This window comes from Roseivirga sp. UBA838 (assembly GCF_002296035.1).
Taxonomy (GTDB): domain Bacteria; phylum Bacteroidota; class Bacteroidia; order Cytophagales; family Cyclobacteriaceae; genus Roseivirga; species Roseivirga thermotolerans.
In genome coordinates, this window is record NZ_DBHC01000042.1 from 16,426 (window position 1) to 31,564 (window position 15,139).

Annotated in this window: 9 protein-coding genes; 5 read left to right on the forward strand and 4 right to left on the reverse strand. The window is 45.7% G+C overall.

The features are described from left to right. A partial coding sequence (locus B3O12_RS15080; protein WP_286756898.1) for a PD-(D/E)XK nuclease family protein occupies positions 1–2,835 on the forward strand: 2,835 nt, incomplete at its 5' end. Positions 2,836–2,941: 106 nt separating this feature from the next. Here the strand turns inward: B3O12_RS15080 and B3O12_RS15085 are convergent. After that, positions 2,942–4,276 carry a serine hydrolase domain-containing protein gene (locus B3O12_RS15085; RefSeq protein WP_286743999.1) on the reverse strand — a complete coding sequence of 445 codons (1,335 nt, stop codon included), beginning with the start codon at positions 4,274–4,276 and terminating at the stop codon, positions 2,942–2,944. A 199-nt stretch (positions 4,277–4,475) separates the two neighbouring features. Between B3O12_RS15085 and B3O12_RS15090 the strand changes: the two genes are divergently transcribed. Together B3O12_RS15090 and B3O12_RS15095 are read left to right on the forward strand one after the other, a co-directional pair. After that, on the forward strand, positions 4,476–5,504 hold the full coding sequence (locus tag B3O12_RS15090; protein WP_286756899.1) for a sensor histidine kinase: 1,029 nt from the start codon (positions 4,476–4,478) through the stop codon (positions 5,502–5,504). Continuing rightward, a complete protein-coding gene (locus B3O12_RS15095) occupies positions 5,504–6,226 on the forward strand; it encodes a LytR/AlgR family response regulator transcription factor (RefSeq protein WP_189630996.1) in 723 nt (240 codons plus the stop codon). The genes B3O12_RS15090 and B3O12_RS15095 overlap by 1 nt, the downstream gene beginning before the upstream one ends. A 28-nt stretch (positions 6,227–6,254) precedes the next feature. On the opposite strand, the gene B3O12_RS15100 is transcribed toward B3O12_RS15095, so the two are convergent. Beyond that, positions 6,255–8,309: a S9 family peptidase gene (locus tag B3O12_RS15100; protein ID WP_286756901.1), complete on the reverse strand. Its 2,055-nt coding sequence runs from the start codon at positions 8,307–8,309 to the stop codon at positions 6,255–6,257. Positions 8,310–8,481: 172 nt separating this feature from the next. On the opposite strand from B3O12_RS15100, the gene B3O12_RS15105 reads away from it, so the two are divergent. Next, the gene (locus B3O12_RS15105) at positions 8,482–11,784 is read left to right on the forward strand and encodes a VPS10 domain-containing protein (protein WP_348655423.1); all 3,303 of its coding nucleotides are present in this window, start codon (positions 8,482–8,484) and stop codon (positions 11,782–11,784) included. 256 nt (positions 11,785–12,040) lie between these two features. Further along, positions 12,041–13,504, forward strand: coding sequence for an alpha-L-fucosidase (locus B3O12_RS15110; protein WP_286756903.1), 1,464 nt, complete (start codon positions 12,041–12,043; stop codon positions 13,502–13,504). On the opposite strand, the gene B3O12_RS15115 is transcribed toward B3O12_RS15110, so the two are convergent. Beyond that, a complete protein-coding gene (locus B3O12_RS15115; RefSeq protein ID WP_286756904.1) occupies positions 13,479–14,270 on the reverse strand; it encodes a DUF3050 domain-containing protein in 792 nt (263 codons plus the stop codon). The genes B3O12_RS15110 and B3O12_RS15115 overlap by 26 nt on opposite strands. A gap of 74 nt (positions 14,271–14,344) precedes the next feature. Further along, on the reverse strand, positions 14,345–15,088 hold the full coding sequence (locus B3O12_RS15120; protein WP_286756905.1) for a sulfite exporter TauE/SafE family protein: 744 nt from the start codon (positions 15,086–15,088) through the stop codon (positions 14,345–14,347). Positions 15,089–15,139: the final 51 nt, after the last annotated feature.

Sequence of the window (15,139 nt, forward strand, 5' to 3'; positions counted from 1 at the left end):
ATGAAAACGTTCCATCAGTTACTTGTTGAGCAGTTTTCTGTTAGTCAGTTGGGTGAGCTCAAAAATCATTGTTTTGTATTTCCAACCAAGCGTGGAGGGGTGTTTTTTAAGAGGGCCTTATTGGCTGCGCATGGCGAAAGCAACTTTATGCTACCGGCCATACTGAGCATAGAAGAGTTTGTGCAGCGCATGACGGGCCTGACCATTACCGATGAGCTTACCTTACTCTTCCACCTTTTCAAAATCTACCAAAAGAAAGATAGTAGCCTGCAGTTTGATGACTTCTATGCCTGGGGGAAGATTATTCTCAAAGACTACGATGAGATAGACCGGTATATGGCCGATGCCAAAAAGATCTATTCAGCCCTGCAAAACATAAAGGAAATAGACCATGTGTTCGGCTATTCCGATGAATTCAGGGAAATAATAGCTCGCTACCGAACGCTGACAGAAAAACAGGAAAAAACAAAACTGCTCACCGAGTTTCTCAAAATATGGAAAGAGGTAGGAGCTGTCTATGAGCAGTACCAGGAAACGCTGCTTCAAGAAGAAAAGGCCTATGGAGGAATGCTGTACCGAAATCTGACCAATGTACTGACACAAGAATCTTTCGATCACCGATATGTACATTACCACTTCTGTGGGTTCAATGCACTGAGTAAATCAGAAGAATTGATTTTCGATGCTCTGGTAAAATCGGGTAAGGCGCAGCTCTATTGGGATGCGGACTCGTATTACCTGCAAGAAAAGAAAGAGGAGGCAGGGAATTTTCTGAGAGAGTATACCGCCAAGTGGCCCAAGAGTCTGGTTTTTGATGCTCGCTCATTAGAGGTGCCGAAGCAGGTAACCCTTCACAGTGTTTCGCAAAACATGGCCCAGGCACAACTAGGGGCACGCTTGGTTACCGAGCTCATAGACCGGGGAGCTAAGCCTGAAGAAACAGCCATAGTACTGGCCGATGAAAAACTGTTGGTGCCATTGTTGTATGCCATGCCTACCCAAAAACATAAGATCAACGTAACCATGGGCTATCCCATGCGATCTACGGTGGTATTTGATTTTGTGCTCAGCTACCTGGAATTAATGCGCAAGGCCCGTCAACAGGAGGGGGAGTGGGTTTTTCACACCTTCGACCTTAGGCCTTTGTTAGCCAATCCATACGCTGCTGTCTTTCATGGAGGAGTATATCAGGAGTTTAGCCAATGGGCGGTGAGAGAAAAGCGCACCAAAGTGAGTCAGTCAGAGTTGACAAGACTCATTCAGAGCTCGCAGCTCTCTACACTCTGGCAGGCCGAAAAAAGCTGGGAAGGCCTGTATAAGGCGCTGAAAGACTATCTCACCGCAGTTTTTTATACGTTCAAAGAACAAAACACCGCACTTACTGATCAGGAGTTTATTTACTTTCTGCTCAAATCGCTTAACCAACTCAACGATTATCTGGAAGGAAGAACCGACTTCAGCCTTAAGCTTATTAAAAAGATTATTCAGGAGCACTTTAGAGCCGTAAAGATTCCGTTTGAGGGAGAACCGGTGCAGGGAATTCAGATTATGGGCTTTCTGGAAACAAGAACCCTTGACTTTAAACAGGTGGTGGTGCTTTCGGCCAACGAAGGCAAGTTACCCACCGCCAGAAATCTCAACTCATATATTCCTTACGGACTACGAAGGGTGTTTGGGCTACCCACCTTCGAAGAACAAGATGCCATTTATGCCTACCACTTTAAGCGACTTATGCAGCGGGCTGAACAAATACATTGGGTGTACGATAACACTACCGAGGCAGATTCTTCTGGGGAGAAGAGTCGGTTTATTTTGCAGCAACTGAAACGATATGCTCCTCTAAGCCATTATCGGGTTGAAGAAAAAAACTACGAGGGCTGGATACCCAATGCGGCAGAAACAGAGGCGGTTGAGGTACAGAAGAGTGAAGAAGTAATGCGTTTGCTTGGCCGGTTTACGACAGAGGCCGGGCAATCAAAGTTTTTATCGCCCACTTCATTGACCAACTATGTTACCTGTCCGCTTAAGTTTTACCTGAAAAACGTGGCCGGTTTTAAAGAGCAGGAAGATGTGGAAGAGGATATTGATGCCCGCAATCTGGGCATTGTGGTTCATGAGGTGTTGGAGTACCTCTACCGACCCTGGGTTGGCCGGTCTATTGGCTCCGAGCAAATAAAGCTGCTCAAAGCACAGGTAGAGAAACAGCTTATTGACTCTTTGCACCGAAACAAGATTATTCAAGACCACCAACAGCTTACCGGACGAGATCTGGTAACCAAAGAGGTGATGGAGCAACTGATACAAAAGGTGCTGGACTTAGACATGGCCGATGCACCTTTTGAGGTAATAGGGTTAGAAGAAGATGGCTATGAACAGCTGGTAAAGGTAGAAGGAAAGGGCACTGTTCGGATAAGTGGAACCATAGACAGGATTGACGAGAAAGATGGAGTGTTGCGTATTACCGACTATAAAACCGGTAGGGTAGATTTTGTGTCGAGGGGTCGTTCCCCGAAGCCGGACGAAGAAATACTCGAACTTCATTTCAATGAGCCCAAGTACAAATCGGGTTTTCAGGCCTATTTGTATGCCGTATTGGTGCGCCCCCACGTACAGAAACCTATAAAAGTGGGTATCACTACACTGAAAAGTCTTAGAGAAGGCACCCAGTGGCTCAAAGGCGGTGAAACACTTGATGATGCTGAAATTGAAGCCTTTTCGGAGAGACTGCAAGAGCTTGTTCAGGAGATTTACGATGTTTCCGTACCATTTATCCAAACAGATGATTTGGAGCGTTGCAGCTATTGTGAGTTTACAAGGGTGTGCAAAAGGGGCTAGTGTCGGCCATTAAAGAAGCCCCTTTCCCGATAGAATGCCTATCGGTTGGGGGCTTCATAGAAAATAGGTCAATTGAGTCTCTAAGCCGTATTTTCTGTCCGTATAACTATTGTTTTTCGAAGATAAACTCACCGCCACCTTGCAGTAGGGTAAACTTATCGCGGTTCTCATGGAATTTAATGACTATGCCAGCTGCAGAAAACTTAAACGTATCGTTTTCGAAGGCCGCCAGAGGAAAACCCGACTGTCCTTCTGCCTGAGCCATCAGGGCTCCATCCTGAACCCAAAGCTTAATTTTCATGCCCAAGTTGCTATTGGCAAAGGTGCCTTCGAAAGCCTTTAGTTGTTCTGAACTCAACTCAACCGGTTTGTCTGAAAAGCTTGGTAGTTCAAAAGGTTTGTCGAACCAGTAGCTTAGCACTCCCAAGGCCACATTATTAAACCCATATTCTCCAACGGCATTCGATAAAATTACCAAGGCCGTTTTTTCTTCAGGAAAGTAGGCCAGGCTCGACTCAAATCCATCGATAGACCCATTATGACCATAGGCCACCCGATCGTAAAAGGGAAAGACCATCATGCCGCGCCCTAAGCCCTGGTCAATAGCTTTCATATCATTCAGACTTTTTGTCGATATAAGTTTGCCCTCGAAAAGTGCTTGAATAAAAGTAGCCAGATCCCTAGTGTTCGATACTACGGCTCCTGCACCTTGAGGAATACCCATTTCAGTTTCTTCCATGCGTTTCCAGCTGCCACTGGCGGCATCGAAACTATAAGAGTGAGCCTCATTACCGGCTTCATTGATCTTCTTACCATAGCTTGTTGCCGTGAGTTTTAGAGGTTGGCTGATTTTTTTATCCAGCAACCTGGCAAAAGACTCACCAGTAACCTTTTCTAAAATGCGGCTCAAAAGGTAATAGTTAGAATTGGAATATGAAGTTTGTGCATTGGGTTCTAGCTCCACAGGCAGGCTTTCGATAAGGGCTATCACCTCTTTTTCAGTCATTCCCTTATACATTTTTTCGCGATACACCGGTGAACTGGTGAAGTTGGGAATGCCGCTTTTATGGTGAAGCATATGGGAAATTGTGATCCGATCGGCATTTTTTATGCCCGGGTAGAATTTCGATAGCTTAGTATCCAAACTCAATTGCCCGGCTTCAATAGACTGGAAAACCAGCACCGCAGTAAACATCTTGCTAATGGAACCAATTCGGAATCGGGTGTCACCGGCCAACGGCTTCTTATTCTCTGCGTTAATCCATCCGGCAGCCTTGCTATACTCTTCCTTGCCATTGGTATAAATGGCTACCACGCCCATATTTTGTTGGTTTTCGTGGAGCAATTCCAAAAATCGGTCGATCGATTCTTTTTTGTTTGTTTGTCCCAGACCGGTTGTACAAACCAGTAGGGCCATCATTAAAGTATATAACTGTTTCATTTTCTGAGTTTTGGTCAAAACTAGGTTTGTTGAGCATACCACAAAAATGAAATCCATCAACGATGCCAAATGCTGGTTGTAAGGCCTGAAATAATTGATGAGTCGGTCTTGTCAATCCAAAGTGCGGGTTTATCCATTGTTACCGGGCTTTCATCAATAGTAGCAGGAGATAAGCGTCAAAACTTGTAGTTTAACGACTATGAAAACCGTTTTGCGCATTTTTGAGAGTGGTCTGTGGCTGATAGGGTTATTTATTCTCACCTGGCCGGCTTTTGGTCTTACCATGGGACATTTTAGTGCAGAAGATGGAGGTCTTTTTTGGTCTTCGCTGGTAGGAACCATCATCAATGTGGTCATTTTTTATGGCAATGCGCTCTATCTGATGCCCAGGCAACTGGCCAAACGAAAGCGTAAGCAATATGTGCTTTCTCTCGTAATTGCTTTTGTGCTTCTCACACTGCTGGAAATTACCTTCGACTACTTGTTACTACAAACACTTGGCCGACCGGTAGCTTGGTACAATGGGGAGTTAATTGGTATGGTGCTGGTGTTCAATTTCTTTTTTCTGTTTCTATCACTTGGCTACGGATTCTTTCTGATCTGGCTTAGGGATACGCAGTACCAGAAAGAACTGGAGCGGGAAAAACTGGCTTCTGAGCTTAATTTCCTGCGTTCACAGATTAACCCGCACTTTCTCTTTAATACGCTCAATAACTTGTTTGCCATGAGTAGAAAGAATGGCGATTATACCACAGCCGAACAACTAGCAAGGCTGGCGGGTATTATGCGCTACATGCTTTATGAAACCAATGCCGACAGGGTTTCACTGCGGAAAGAGATGGAGTACCTTCAGAATTACATTGAATTGCAACAGTTACGATTTCAGGAGAGTGACCCTATAACCATCAACTGCACCTGGCCGGAAGATGATGAGAGTTTGCGTATTGCTCCGTTTTTACTTATTCCTTTCGTAGAAAACGCCTTTCAGTATGGTATTTCACTGTCTAAGCCATCGGCTATAGCGCTTAACTGTAAGGTAGAAAACGGGCATCTTCTGTTTACCCTGCAGAACACTATTCATAAGGTCAACTCTAAAGAGGTTGGGGGTATAGGTTTGCAAAATGCCACACAACGGCTCAAATTAATTTACCCGGAAAAACACCAGTTGGAGATAAGCACAGAAGAAAATTGGTATCGCGTGCAATTGAAAGTAGATTGTAAGAACTAATGAACAATGTAATGGTGCAACCCTTTAAGACAATTGCTGTTGAAGACGAACCTATGGCTTTGGAAGTAATGGTCGATTATATTGGTAAAGTGCCGGGGCTTGAACTTGTAGCCACTTTCCGGCATGGCATGCATGCACTCGACTATCTCAGAAAGCATCCGGTAGACCTTATGTTCTTGGATATTAACATGCCCGATCTTAGCGGAATGGAACTAGCCCGGCTTCTTCAAAAACCTCCTAAAATAATTTTTACCACGGCCTATTCGGAATATGCCGTAGAGGGGTTTGAAGTAGAGGCCGTAGATTACCTGTTGAAACCGGTAGACTTTGCGCGTTTTGTAAAGGCTTGCGAGCGAGCTATGGCCCAGACAAAGCCTTTGACTACTTCAGTAGAGCCTGTGGGTAATGAAGAAACCTATCTGTTAATTAAAAGCGGTACCGAAACCCATAAAGTATCCGTGGATGAGGTGTACTTTTTAGAAGGTAGTGGCAATTATGTCACTTACCATACGGCTAAAGGTAAAATTATGAGCCTTCAAACCATGAAAGAATTGGAAGCCAGCCTGCCGGCCCCCTTTGTAAGAATCCATAAGTCATACATCATCAACCTGAAGCACCTCAATTCTTTTGAGGCGCATCAGGTGAGTATTGGTAAATCTAAAATTCCGTTGAGCCAGGCTTATCGCGATTCCTTTTTTAGTAGACTCAGGCAAGGCAAATAAACGCCCTGTGCTTCCCCGTATTTGGAATTTATCTCTTTCTCTCCAGATCTACCATATCAGTACGGTATTTGTCAAACCATGTGAGTATGGCCGACACTTTGGCAATGAGGTTGCTGGGGCGGGCTGCAATGCCATGAAATGCTCCCGGAATGCGGACCATAGCCGTTTCTATGCCTCTTAGCTTAAGAGCCGTATAAAACTGCTCCGACTCATGAATAGGTGTTCTCAGGTCGGCTTCTCCTGTTAAAAGCATGGTAGGAGTAGTTACATTCCCTACCAGCGAAATAGGAGAGTGTTTGAGGTACTTTTCAGGGTCTTCCCAAGGCTTTTTCTCAAACCAATAGCGGGTAGCAAAGGCCGACATATCTGCATTGAGCGACCAGCTGTACCAGTTAATGACCGGTTTAGCGACTACAGCAGCTCTAAACCTATTGGTTTTGCCAACAATCCATGAGGTAAGCACACCGCCTCCTGATCCTCCGGTGACAAAGAGTTGATTTTCATCGATATAGCCCCGTTTTATAAGCTCATCCACACCAGACATCAGGTCGTCATAGTCATGGCTGGGGTAATTTTTGTTAATCTCATTGCCAAAGGCTTCACCATAACTGGTGCTGCCTCTGGGATTTGTATAAAGCACTACATATCCGGCTGCAGCCATCAGCTGAATTTCGCCAGAAAATACGGGGCCATAGCTTGAGAATGGACCTCCATGAATCTCAAGAATCAATGGGTATTTCTTACCCGGATCAAAATCCGGAGGAGTTACTATCCAGCCATTAATGTCCAGTCCATCGGCAGATGATTTGTACCATATTTCTTCAATAGCGCCCAGTTTTTTGTGTCCGAAGAGGTCTTCGTTTACCCACGTCAGTCGCTTATTTTTACCTGCTTCTCCGGCTCCTAAATCGGCTGGTTCGTGAGTTTCGGCCCAGGTATAGGCATAGCGTCCATTCCTGGCTATGCTATAGGCACCCGAGGTATAGGGCCTTCCGAGAGACATTCCGCCTAAACCAGCGGCAACTTTTGTAACTTTACCATCCAGCGTGATGTTGCCAATTTTAGTATGTCCCTTGTCTACATACTGAAAATAAAGACTTTTGCCATCGGCTGCCCAGTGAATACTGTTCACGTCTCTATCCAGATTACCGGAAATTAACTTCGGATTGGCTCCGTTGGCTTCAGCAACGTACAGTCGGCTCAGTTGGTAGCCTTTGTATTCATCATTATACCCCAAATAGGCCAGTTGCCTTCCGTTTGGCGATATTTTCGGGCTGCTGTCCGGGCCGTAGCGGTTAGTGATTTTCTTAATGGCTCCTGTGCTAAGCTCTATGGTGTAAATGTCAGAGTCCTGAGCTTCCAGTTCAGCATCTTCTCGCATGTTGGCACTAAAGTAAATCAGTCGGCCATCTTTACTCCATTCCGGAGAAGAATGGTTATAGGGTGCACTGGTAAGCTGCCGGGGTGTTCCACCCGAAACGGGTATGGTAAAGAGCTGCTGGTGCCCTGAGGGGAGCTCACCCACACCATCCATTCGCCAAACCAGTTTGTCTACATACTTGGGCGGAGCATTCCATTCCGCTCCGGCTGGTTTGGCTGGCATTTTAATAGGAGAGGCTTGGGGCTCCGGAACAAACATGCTGAATGCGAGAAACCTATCGTCAGGAGACCAGGTGATATTACCGGGAGTTTTTTCCGAATTGACCAGAACCATCTCATGACCGGTGTCCATCCAGCGCAAGTACAGTTCTGTTTTTCCCGATTTGTTGGAGATGTAGGCCAGCTTTGAGCCATCATTCGACCATACTGGCGATCGGTCGCTTTGTTCTCCTGTGGTCAATGGCCGATTTTGACTTCCATCGAAATTAACAATCCATAGATTCGACAGGTTACGATCTGTCATTATGTCCTTGAAGTTTCTTACATATACTATGCGCTGGCCATCGGGCGAAATTTGAGGGTCAGAAACATACTCCAGATTAAAGATGTCCAGCATTTCGAGCTTATCAGAAACCTGAGCAGAAAGAGAGAGTGTGAGGCAGAAAAATAGTGATAAACAAGAGGTGAGTTGAGAGATGTTCATGGTCTTATGGTTTAAGGTTGAGGAATTTACTAAGAAGCCACCACTTGCCCAAGGAGCTCGCTTTGAATGGTAGCAGCTGAGGCATTGGGCTTACCGCTCATACCATTTTCAAATCAGGCAATAAACTTTTCAATTACTTACTTGTCCAAAGCGAAATCAACCTTTTTAAACTATGCAGAATCTTCAACATTCTAATCATCGCCAAAAGCGCTTTTGGATGATGGTTGTAGCCTCTTTTTTACTGATGTTTTCAGTGCAGGCGCAGCAAATCAACTTTAGTGCTATGGAGTCGCTTAAACCCCGGAGCATTGGCCCGGGTAGTATGAGTGGCAGAATCACCACGGTAGATGTGGTGCGAGATCAACCTGAAATTATTTATGCCGGTTCAGCTTCCGGTGGTTTATGGAAATCGGAGAGCGGAGGTATTGCCTGGGAGCCTATTTTTGACTCTGAGCTGGCTTTATCGATAGGTGCTGTTGCCGTTAGTCAGAAAAACCCCGATGTGGTATGGGTAGGTACCGGAGAAGGTAACCCAAGAAATAGTTTAACGGGAGGATATGGTGTGTACCGAAGCCTCGATGCCGGCAAGACCTGGCAGCTCATGGGGCTGGAAAAAACCCGCAATGTGCACCGAATTATCATTCACCCCGATGACCCGAATACAGTTTACATTGGAGCTATTGGTTCTCCCTGGGGAGACCATGAAGAGCGTGGTGTATTTAAAACTACCGATGGTGGCGAAACCTGGAAGAAGATACTTTATGTAGATCAGATGACAGGGGTGGGTGACATGGTGATGGATCCGGCTAACCCCAACAAGCTATTGGTGAACATGTGGCAGCACCGCAGAAAGCCATGGTTTTTTGAATCAGGAGGTCCGAGTTCCGGACTGTATATGACGCTTGATGGTGGTAAAACCTGGACCCAACAAACTGCTGAAAAGAATGGTTTGCCCGAGGGAGATTTGGGTAGAATGGGATTGGCCTTTGCCACTAACAATCCTAATAGAGTATATGCCATTATTGAAGCCAAAGAAAACGCGCTTTATCGTTCAGATGATGGTGGTTTTAAGTGGACTATGATTAACAATAAATCGGAGATTGGCAATCGCCCATTTTATTACTTCGATATCTATGTAGATCCTCAGAACGAAAACAGACTGTACAGCATCTTCACCTACGTGAACAGAAGTGAAGATGGTGGAAAATCATTCGAGCGGCTTATTCCAAATAACCTGATTCACGTAGATAATCATGCCTTGTACATTCACCCAGACAACCCTAAGTATATGATTTTGGGCAACGATGGGGGAATGGCCATTACCCGCGACATGGGAAAAACCTGGCAATTTGTAGAGAATCTTCCACTGGGGCAGTTTTATCATGTCGCAGTAGACAACGAGATTCCTTACAATGTGTATGGCGGTCTGCAAGATAATGGTAGCTGGACCGGGCCTGCCTATATTTGGACCAGAGACGGCATACGGAACGACTACTTTATGTCCGTAGCGGGAGGTGATGGCTTTGACGTGGTGCCCGATCCTGACGATTCGCGTTATGGTTATGCCATGTCGCAGCAAGGAAATGTGTTGAGGTACGATAAGGTTACAGGACGTTCAAAATTCATTAAACCAACACATGAAGACCCAGGGGTGAACCTTAGATTCAACTGGAATGCCGCAATAGCACAAGATCCGTTCGATAACAATACCATTTATTTTGGTAGTCAGTTTGTACATAAAAGCACGAATAAAGGTGACGATTGGACGGTCATTTCACCGGATTTGACTACTAACGATCCGGAAAAGCAAAAGCAGAATGAAAGCGGTGGATTGACCCGTGATGCTACTGGAGCTGAAAACTACACCACCATATTGGTTATAGAACCCAGCCCTAGGGAAAGAGGGGTGATTTGGGCAGGAACGGATGACGGTAATATTCAGATTACCCGAGACGGTGGCAATACATGGACCAATGTGGCCTCTAACCTTAAAGGAGTGCCGGCAGGCAGCTGGGTGGCTCAAATAAAAGCTTCACGCTATAATGACGGGGAAGCAGTAGCAGTAATTAACAATTACCGCAGGTTCGATTTTAAACCGTACCTCATGCGTACCAGAAACTACGGTAAAACCTGGGAACCATTGGTAAAGGAGTCCGATGTATTTGGCTATGCCCTCTCATATGTGCAAGATCCGGTGGAGCCCAACCTGATGTTTTTCGGAACAGAGCATGGTCTTTACATCAGTATAGATGGAGCGAAAACCTGGAGCAAATTCAATAATGGATACCCCAGTGTGTCTACTATGGATTTGGTGATTCAGGAGCGGGAGAGCGATCTGGTGATAGGAACTTTTGGAAGAGGAATATGGGTGCTTGATGATATTAACCCATTGCGGGTATTGGCTTCAAAAGGGCAGGCTACGGTAGCCGCTGCAAAAGTTACAGCCATACCGACCGTTACGGCCTACATGGTGAGCAACCGTTCGGCCAATGGTCCTGCCAATCCGGGTAGCGCAACCTATGAAGGAGAAAACCGATCGAATGGGGCAGCACTGATTAAGTTTTTTGCTAAAAAGCCTGCTACGCCCGAAAGGCCTGCAGGAGCACGCCCGGGAGGAGGTCAGCCAACTGAAGAGCAAATGGCCGCCTTTAGAGCAAGAGCCGGTGCCGGAGGTGGTGGTAATGGTAATGGTCGCTTTGGTGGAGGCCGTGGAGGTCAGAGAGGTCCTCAGGCAACGGTAGAAGTTATGGATGCCCAGGGAAATGTGGTTAGAACTCTTTCTGTACCGGTTCAAGATGGGTTGAACGTGGCGGAGTGGAGATTCGATGAAGACCCTCCGGAATCGGAAGATGATACAGAAGATTCTCCCAATCAGTTTGCCAGTCGCTTCTTCAGAGGCGGAACTCCTGCCTTGCCCGGTCAGTATAGGGTGAAAATTACAGTAGATGGTGCTTCTGACGAAACCACTGTTGAGTTTAAAATGGATCCAAGAGAAGAGTTCTCAATGGATGCCCTGATTGCCCGAAGAGATATGTTGCGGCAGATTGGCGTGGTTTCTAACGAGGTGATGCAGCTGAGTGGTAAGGTCAATGAAAGTATTCAGTCGGTTGACAAGGTAATTGCTGCCCTTCAGGGTAAGAGAGGATCACAATACAATGGCCTACGCACCAAGAGCAACGAGGTGAAAAAGCAACTGGAAGAACTACAAGGACTCATAGGTAGTAGTGGAAGAGGTTTCTTTGGAGGTGGTGGCGATGGCCCTACTCCTGTACTTTCTCATGTGTTTACGGCCATGAGATCGGTGAGCGGTTCTTATGATAAACCGGGGCCAACCCAACAGCGACTGTTAGAAAGGGCTTCCAACCAACTGCAAGAGGTAAAACAAAAAGTAGAGGAATGGTATAGTGCCAATTGGGAAGCTTACCTGAATGCAGTAAAAGAGGTAGACTTTTCGCCCATTGGTGGTGATAATTAGAAAGTTGAGCTAATACATAAGTAAGAGGTTGTCTCAAAAGTTGGTTTAAGGTCACCGAGAATTTACCTGTCGACAGACAGGTTCGGAATGGCCTGGTTCTGACCTTTGAGGCGGCCTCTTTTTCGTAATGCCGGGGCAAATTTATCTGGCTACTATGCTCTGCCTTTATTTTGAGTTGCCTGGCCATGCTAATTTCAGTTACTTGTAAGTGTCCATTGCTTTAAACCCACAGAAGATTTTAGAAATACCTGTTCTTATGAAAAAGATAATTGTTGGCGTATTCGCCCTGTTTACTACCCTGGCATGCACGCAGAATGTGGCGCCACCAGACCCGGTGGGGCCTTTGCCTTCGGCTGAGCAATTGGCCTGGCAAAAGCTGGAATACTATGCGTTCATTCACTTTAATATGAACACGTTTACTGATATGGAGTGGGGGCTTGGTGATGAGCCTGCGTCCAGTTTTAACCCTACAGCACTAGATACAAGGCAGTGGGCAAGGGTGGTAAAAGAAGCAGGGATGAAGGGTATTATCCTCACCGCTAAGCACCACGATGGGTTTTGTCTTTGGCCTTCGGCCTATACCGAGCATTCGGTAAAGAATAGCCCCTGGAAGAATGGTAGGGGCGATGTGGTAGCCGAATTGGCCGATGCCTGCAGGGAGTTTGGACTCAAGTTAGGTATATATCTATCGCCCTGGGATAGAAACCATGCGGCCTATGGCCAACCGGAGTACGTGGAGTATTACCGCAATCAGGTAAAGGAGCTGCTGACCAACTATGGAGACATATTTGAGTTTTGGGTAGATGGTGCCAACGGGGGCGATGGTTATTATGGTGGAGCTAATGAAACCCGCAACGTAGACAGGAATACCTACTACGGATGGGATAGTACTTTTGCGCTGGTAAAGGCTTTGCAACCGGAGGCTATTATTTTTAGCGATGGTGGGCCAGGCACGCGATGGGTAGGCAACGAAAATGGCTTTGCCGGCAAAACCAACTGGTCTACCTTTAGAAAGGAGCAATTTGCACCGGGAGTTGGCCCCTATCAGGAGTCGCCATATGGTCACGAAGACGGTAAATATTGGGTTCCGGCAGAATGTGATGTGTCCATCAGGCCTGGATGGTACTATCATAAAGCGGAAGACGATAAAGTAAAGTCTCTCTCTCAATTGTTGGATATTTACTACCGCTCGGTAGGTAGAAACGCCAATCTACTTCTCAATTTACCGGTAGATAGAAGGGGGTTGGTCCATGAAAATGATGTGGCGGCTTTAATGAATCTGCGAAAAACGCTCGATGAAACGTTTCGTACCAACCTGGCCAAAAAAGCCGTGGCTACTGCCGGTTCAGAAAGAGGTACTGAGTTTTCGGCAGAAAAAGTAATCGATGGAGACTTCGATACTTACTGGTCCACACCAAACGATTCTGTAGCCTCTACTTTGAATCTCTCGTTTTCCGAGCCCGTTACCTTTAACCGACTGCTAATTCAGGAGTATATTCCTTTAGGGCAGCGAGTTAAATCATTCGAAGTATGGATCAAATCGAATAACGAATGGGTACAGGTAGCTAGCGAGACCACTATTGGCTATAAACGCATTCTTCGGTTAGATGACATAACAACCACCGCCATTCAAGTTAGAATTACTGATACTCGCAATGTACCAACCATTTCTGAGGTTGGCGTATATTATGCTACTACAGAACCGGCTCGGCCTCTTTAAGTCCTATGGCTTCGCTAATGGAATCCCATAAACCAATGCGCGCATTCAGGGCCTTTTTAGCTATGGCCAGCACTTCCTGCCATTTCTGTTCATCGTTGTCGCAAAGCTCTGTGATCATGCGCATAGCCAATGGTCCATGATCTCCGCCATCGAGCTCAATGTGTCTTTTCAGATAGTAGGTAAGCTTGCTATAAGCCTTGTGGCCGTCTTTTGCTTCGGCTGATTTTACAATTTCAAGAAACATATCCGGAATTAGGTCTTCTCGTCCAAAAGTGAAAGCTGAAGCGATAAGGTGAGGTTTTCCGCTTTCAATCACATCGAAAGTGAAACGCATAAAGCGTACTACTGCATCGTTCAGGTTTAGTTTTTCCTGAATTTCAGATAGGTTTTGGCCGGCACGGACGCATTCTATAAACTGAGATATTGGCAGAGTATTGGCGCCAATCTGATCCATGGCCTGAAGGTACATTTCAAAATGACTCATGTACTCTCCGTCTTCGTTTACATCGCTCTCTTCTTCCAGCACTATTTCATTGATAAACCTGCTCAATGAAGGATTGTACTTTGGTACCCAGGGTAGAGTAGTGCAGGTAAGTTCGTTTTGTAAGGCTTTTAAAAGCGACATAAAATCCCAAACGGCATATACATGGTTTTCCATAAAAACCTGTATGTCGTTAAGGTTGCTTAATCGTTGATATAAAGGGTGATTGTTGAGTTGGGTTCTATACGGTTGAAGTTCTCTTTCTATCCAATCAGTCTGCTCCATTACTTCAAAGTTTGCTATCTAACCATCTATTGAGCATGGTTGTTGCCGATAGCCGGTGAAAATTTGGGCTAAAATTAACTAAAGTAGATGAACACGGCACCCACGGCCGTCATGAATAAGATAAACTTTCTGAAAAATTGCTCATTGACTCGTTTGAGTAGACGAACCCCAATGAAAAGACCGAGGAAGATGGCCGGAGTAAAGATCAAACTCACCTGAAGGGTGGGCCAATTGATGGTGCCCCAACTCCAAACATGAAAGGGCACTTTGAAAAGGTTAATGATTAGAAACAGCCAGGCGGTAGTGCCTATAAAAGCATCTTTCGGTAGGCGCATGGCCAGAAAAAAGATGTTGGCAAAAGAGCCGGCCAGATTTCCTACCATAGTGGTGAAACCTGCTGTAAGTCCCATAACCCCGGCAAAAGAGAGGTGCTGAGGTACCTTCTTTGACTTGCGCTGATCCCACCAGAACATGATGATCACAGAAATGAAAATAACCAGTGCCATGCTTTTTCTAAAAGCATGAGCCGACATGTGATCGCCAGCAATAGTACCTACTATTACTCCGGCCATCATAAAGGGCATAAGCCTGAAAAGGTATTTCCATTGTGCATGGCGGTTGTAGTAGATTACGGCAAATACATCGCCCACTATGAGCATAGGAAGCAATATGCCAGTAGAGGCTCTTGCTTCAAAAACTAGCGCCATTAAAGCCACAATGATTATGCTAATGCCCTTAATACCTGATTTAGACAGGCCTAGTACAAAGGCGGCTGTAGTTATGGTAACAATATCAAATAGACTCAGTTGGGAGAGCATGCCGCGAAGATATCTAATTTCCCAAAAGAGCAGGGAGGTACTAATGAAGTT

Coding starts and splice junctions, on each gene's coding strand:
- B3O12_RS15100 (WP_286756901.1), bottom strand. CDS start 8,309: ATGAACATCTCTCAACTCACCTCTTGTTTATCACTATTTTTCTGCCTC.
- B3O12_RS15120 (WP_286756905.1), bottom strand. CDS start 15,088: ATGCTCTCCCAACTGAGTCTATTTGATATTGTTACCATAACTACAGCC.
- B3O12_RS15090 (WP_286756899.1), top strand. CDS start 4,476: ATGAAAACCGTTTTGCGCATTTTTGAGAGTGGTCTGTGGCTGATAGGG.
- B3O12_RS15110 (WP_286756903.1), top strand. CDS start 12,041: ATGAAAAAGATAATTGTTGGCGTATTCGCCCTGTTTACTACCCTGGCA.
- B3O12_RS15105 (WP_348655423.1), top strand. CDS start 8,482: ATGCAGAATCTTCAACATTCTAATCATCGCCAAAAGCGCTTTTGGATG.
- B3O12_RS15095 (WP_189630996.1), top strand. CDS start 5,504: ATGAACAATGTAATGGTGCAACCCTTTAAGACAATTGCTGTTGAAGAC.
- B3O12_RS15085 (WP_286743999.1), bottom strand. CDS start 4,276: ATGAAACAGTTATATACTTTAATGATGGCCCTACTGGTTTGTACAACC.
- B3O12_RS15115 (WP_286756904.1), bottom strand. CDS start 14,270: ATGGAGCAGACTGATTGGATAGAAAGAGAACTTCAACCGTATAGAACC.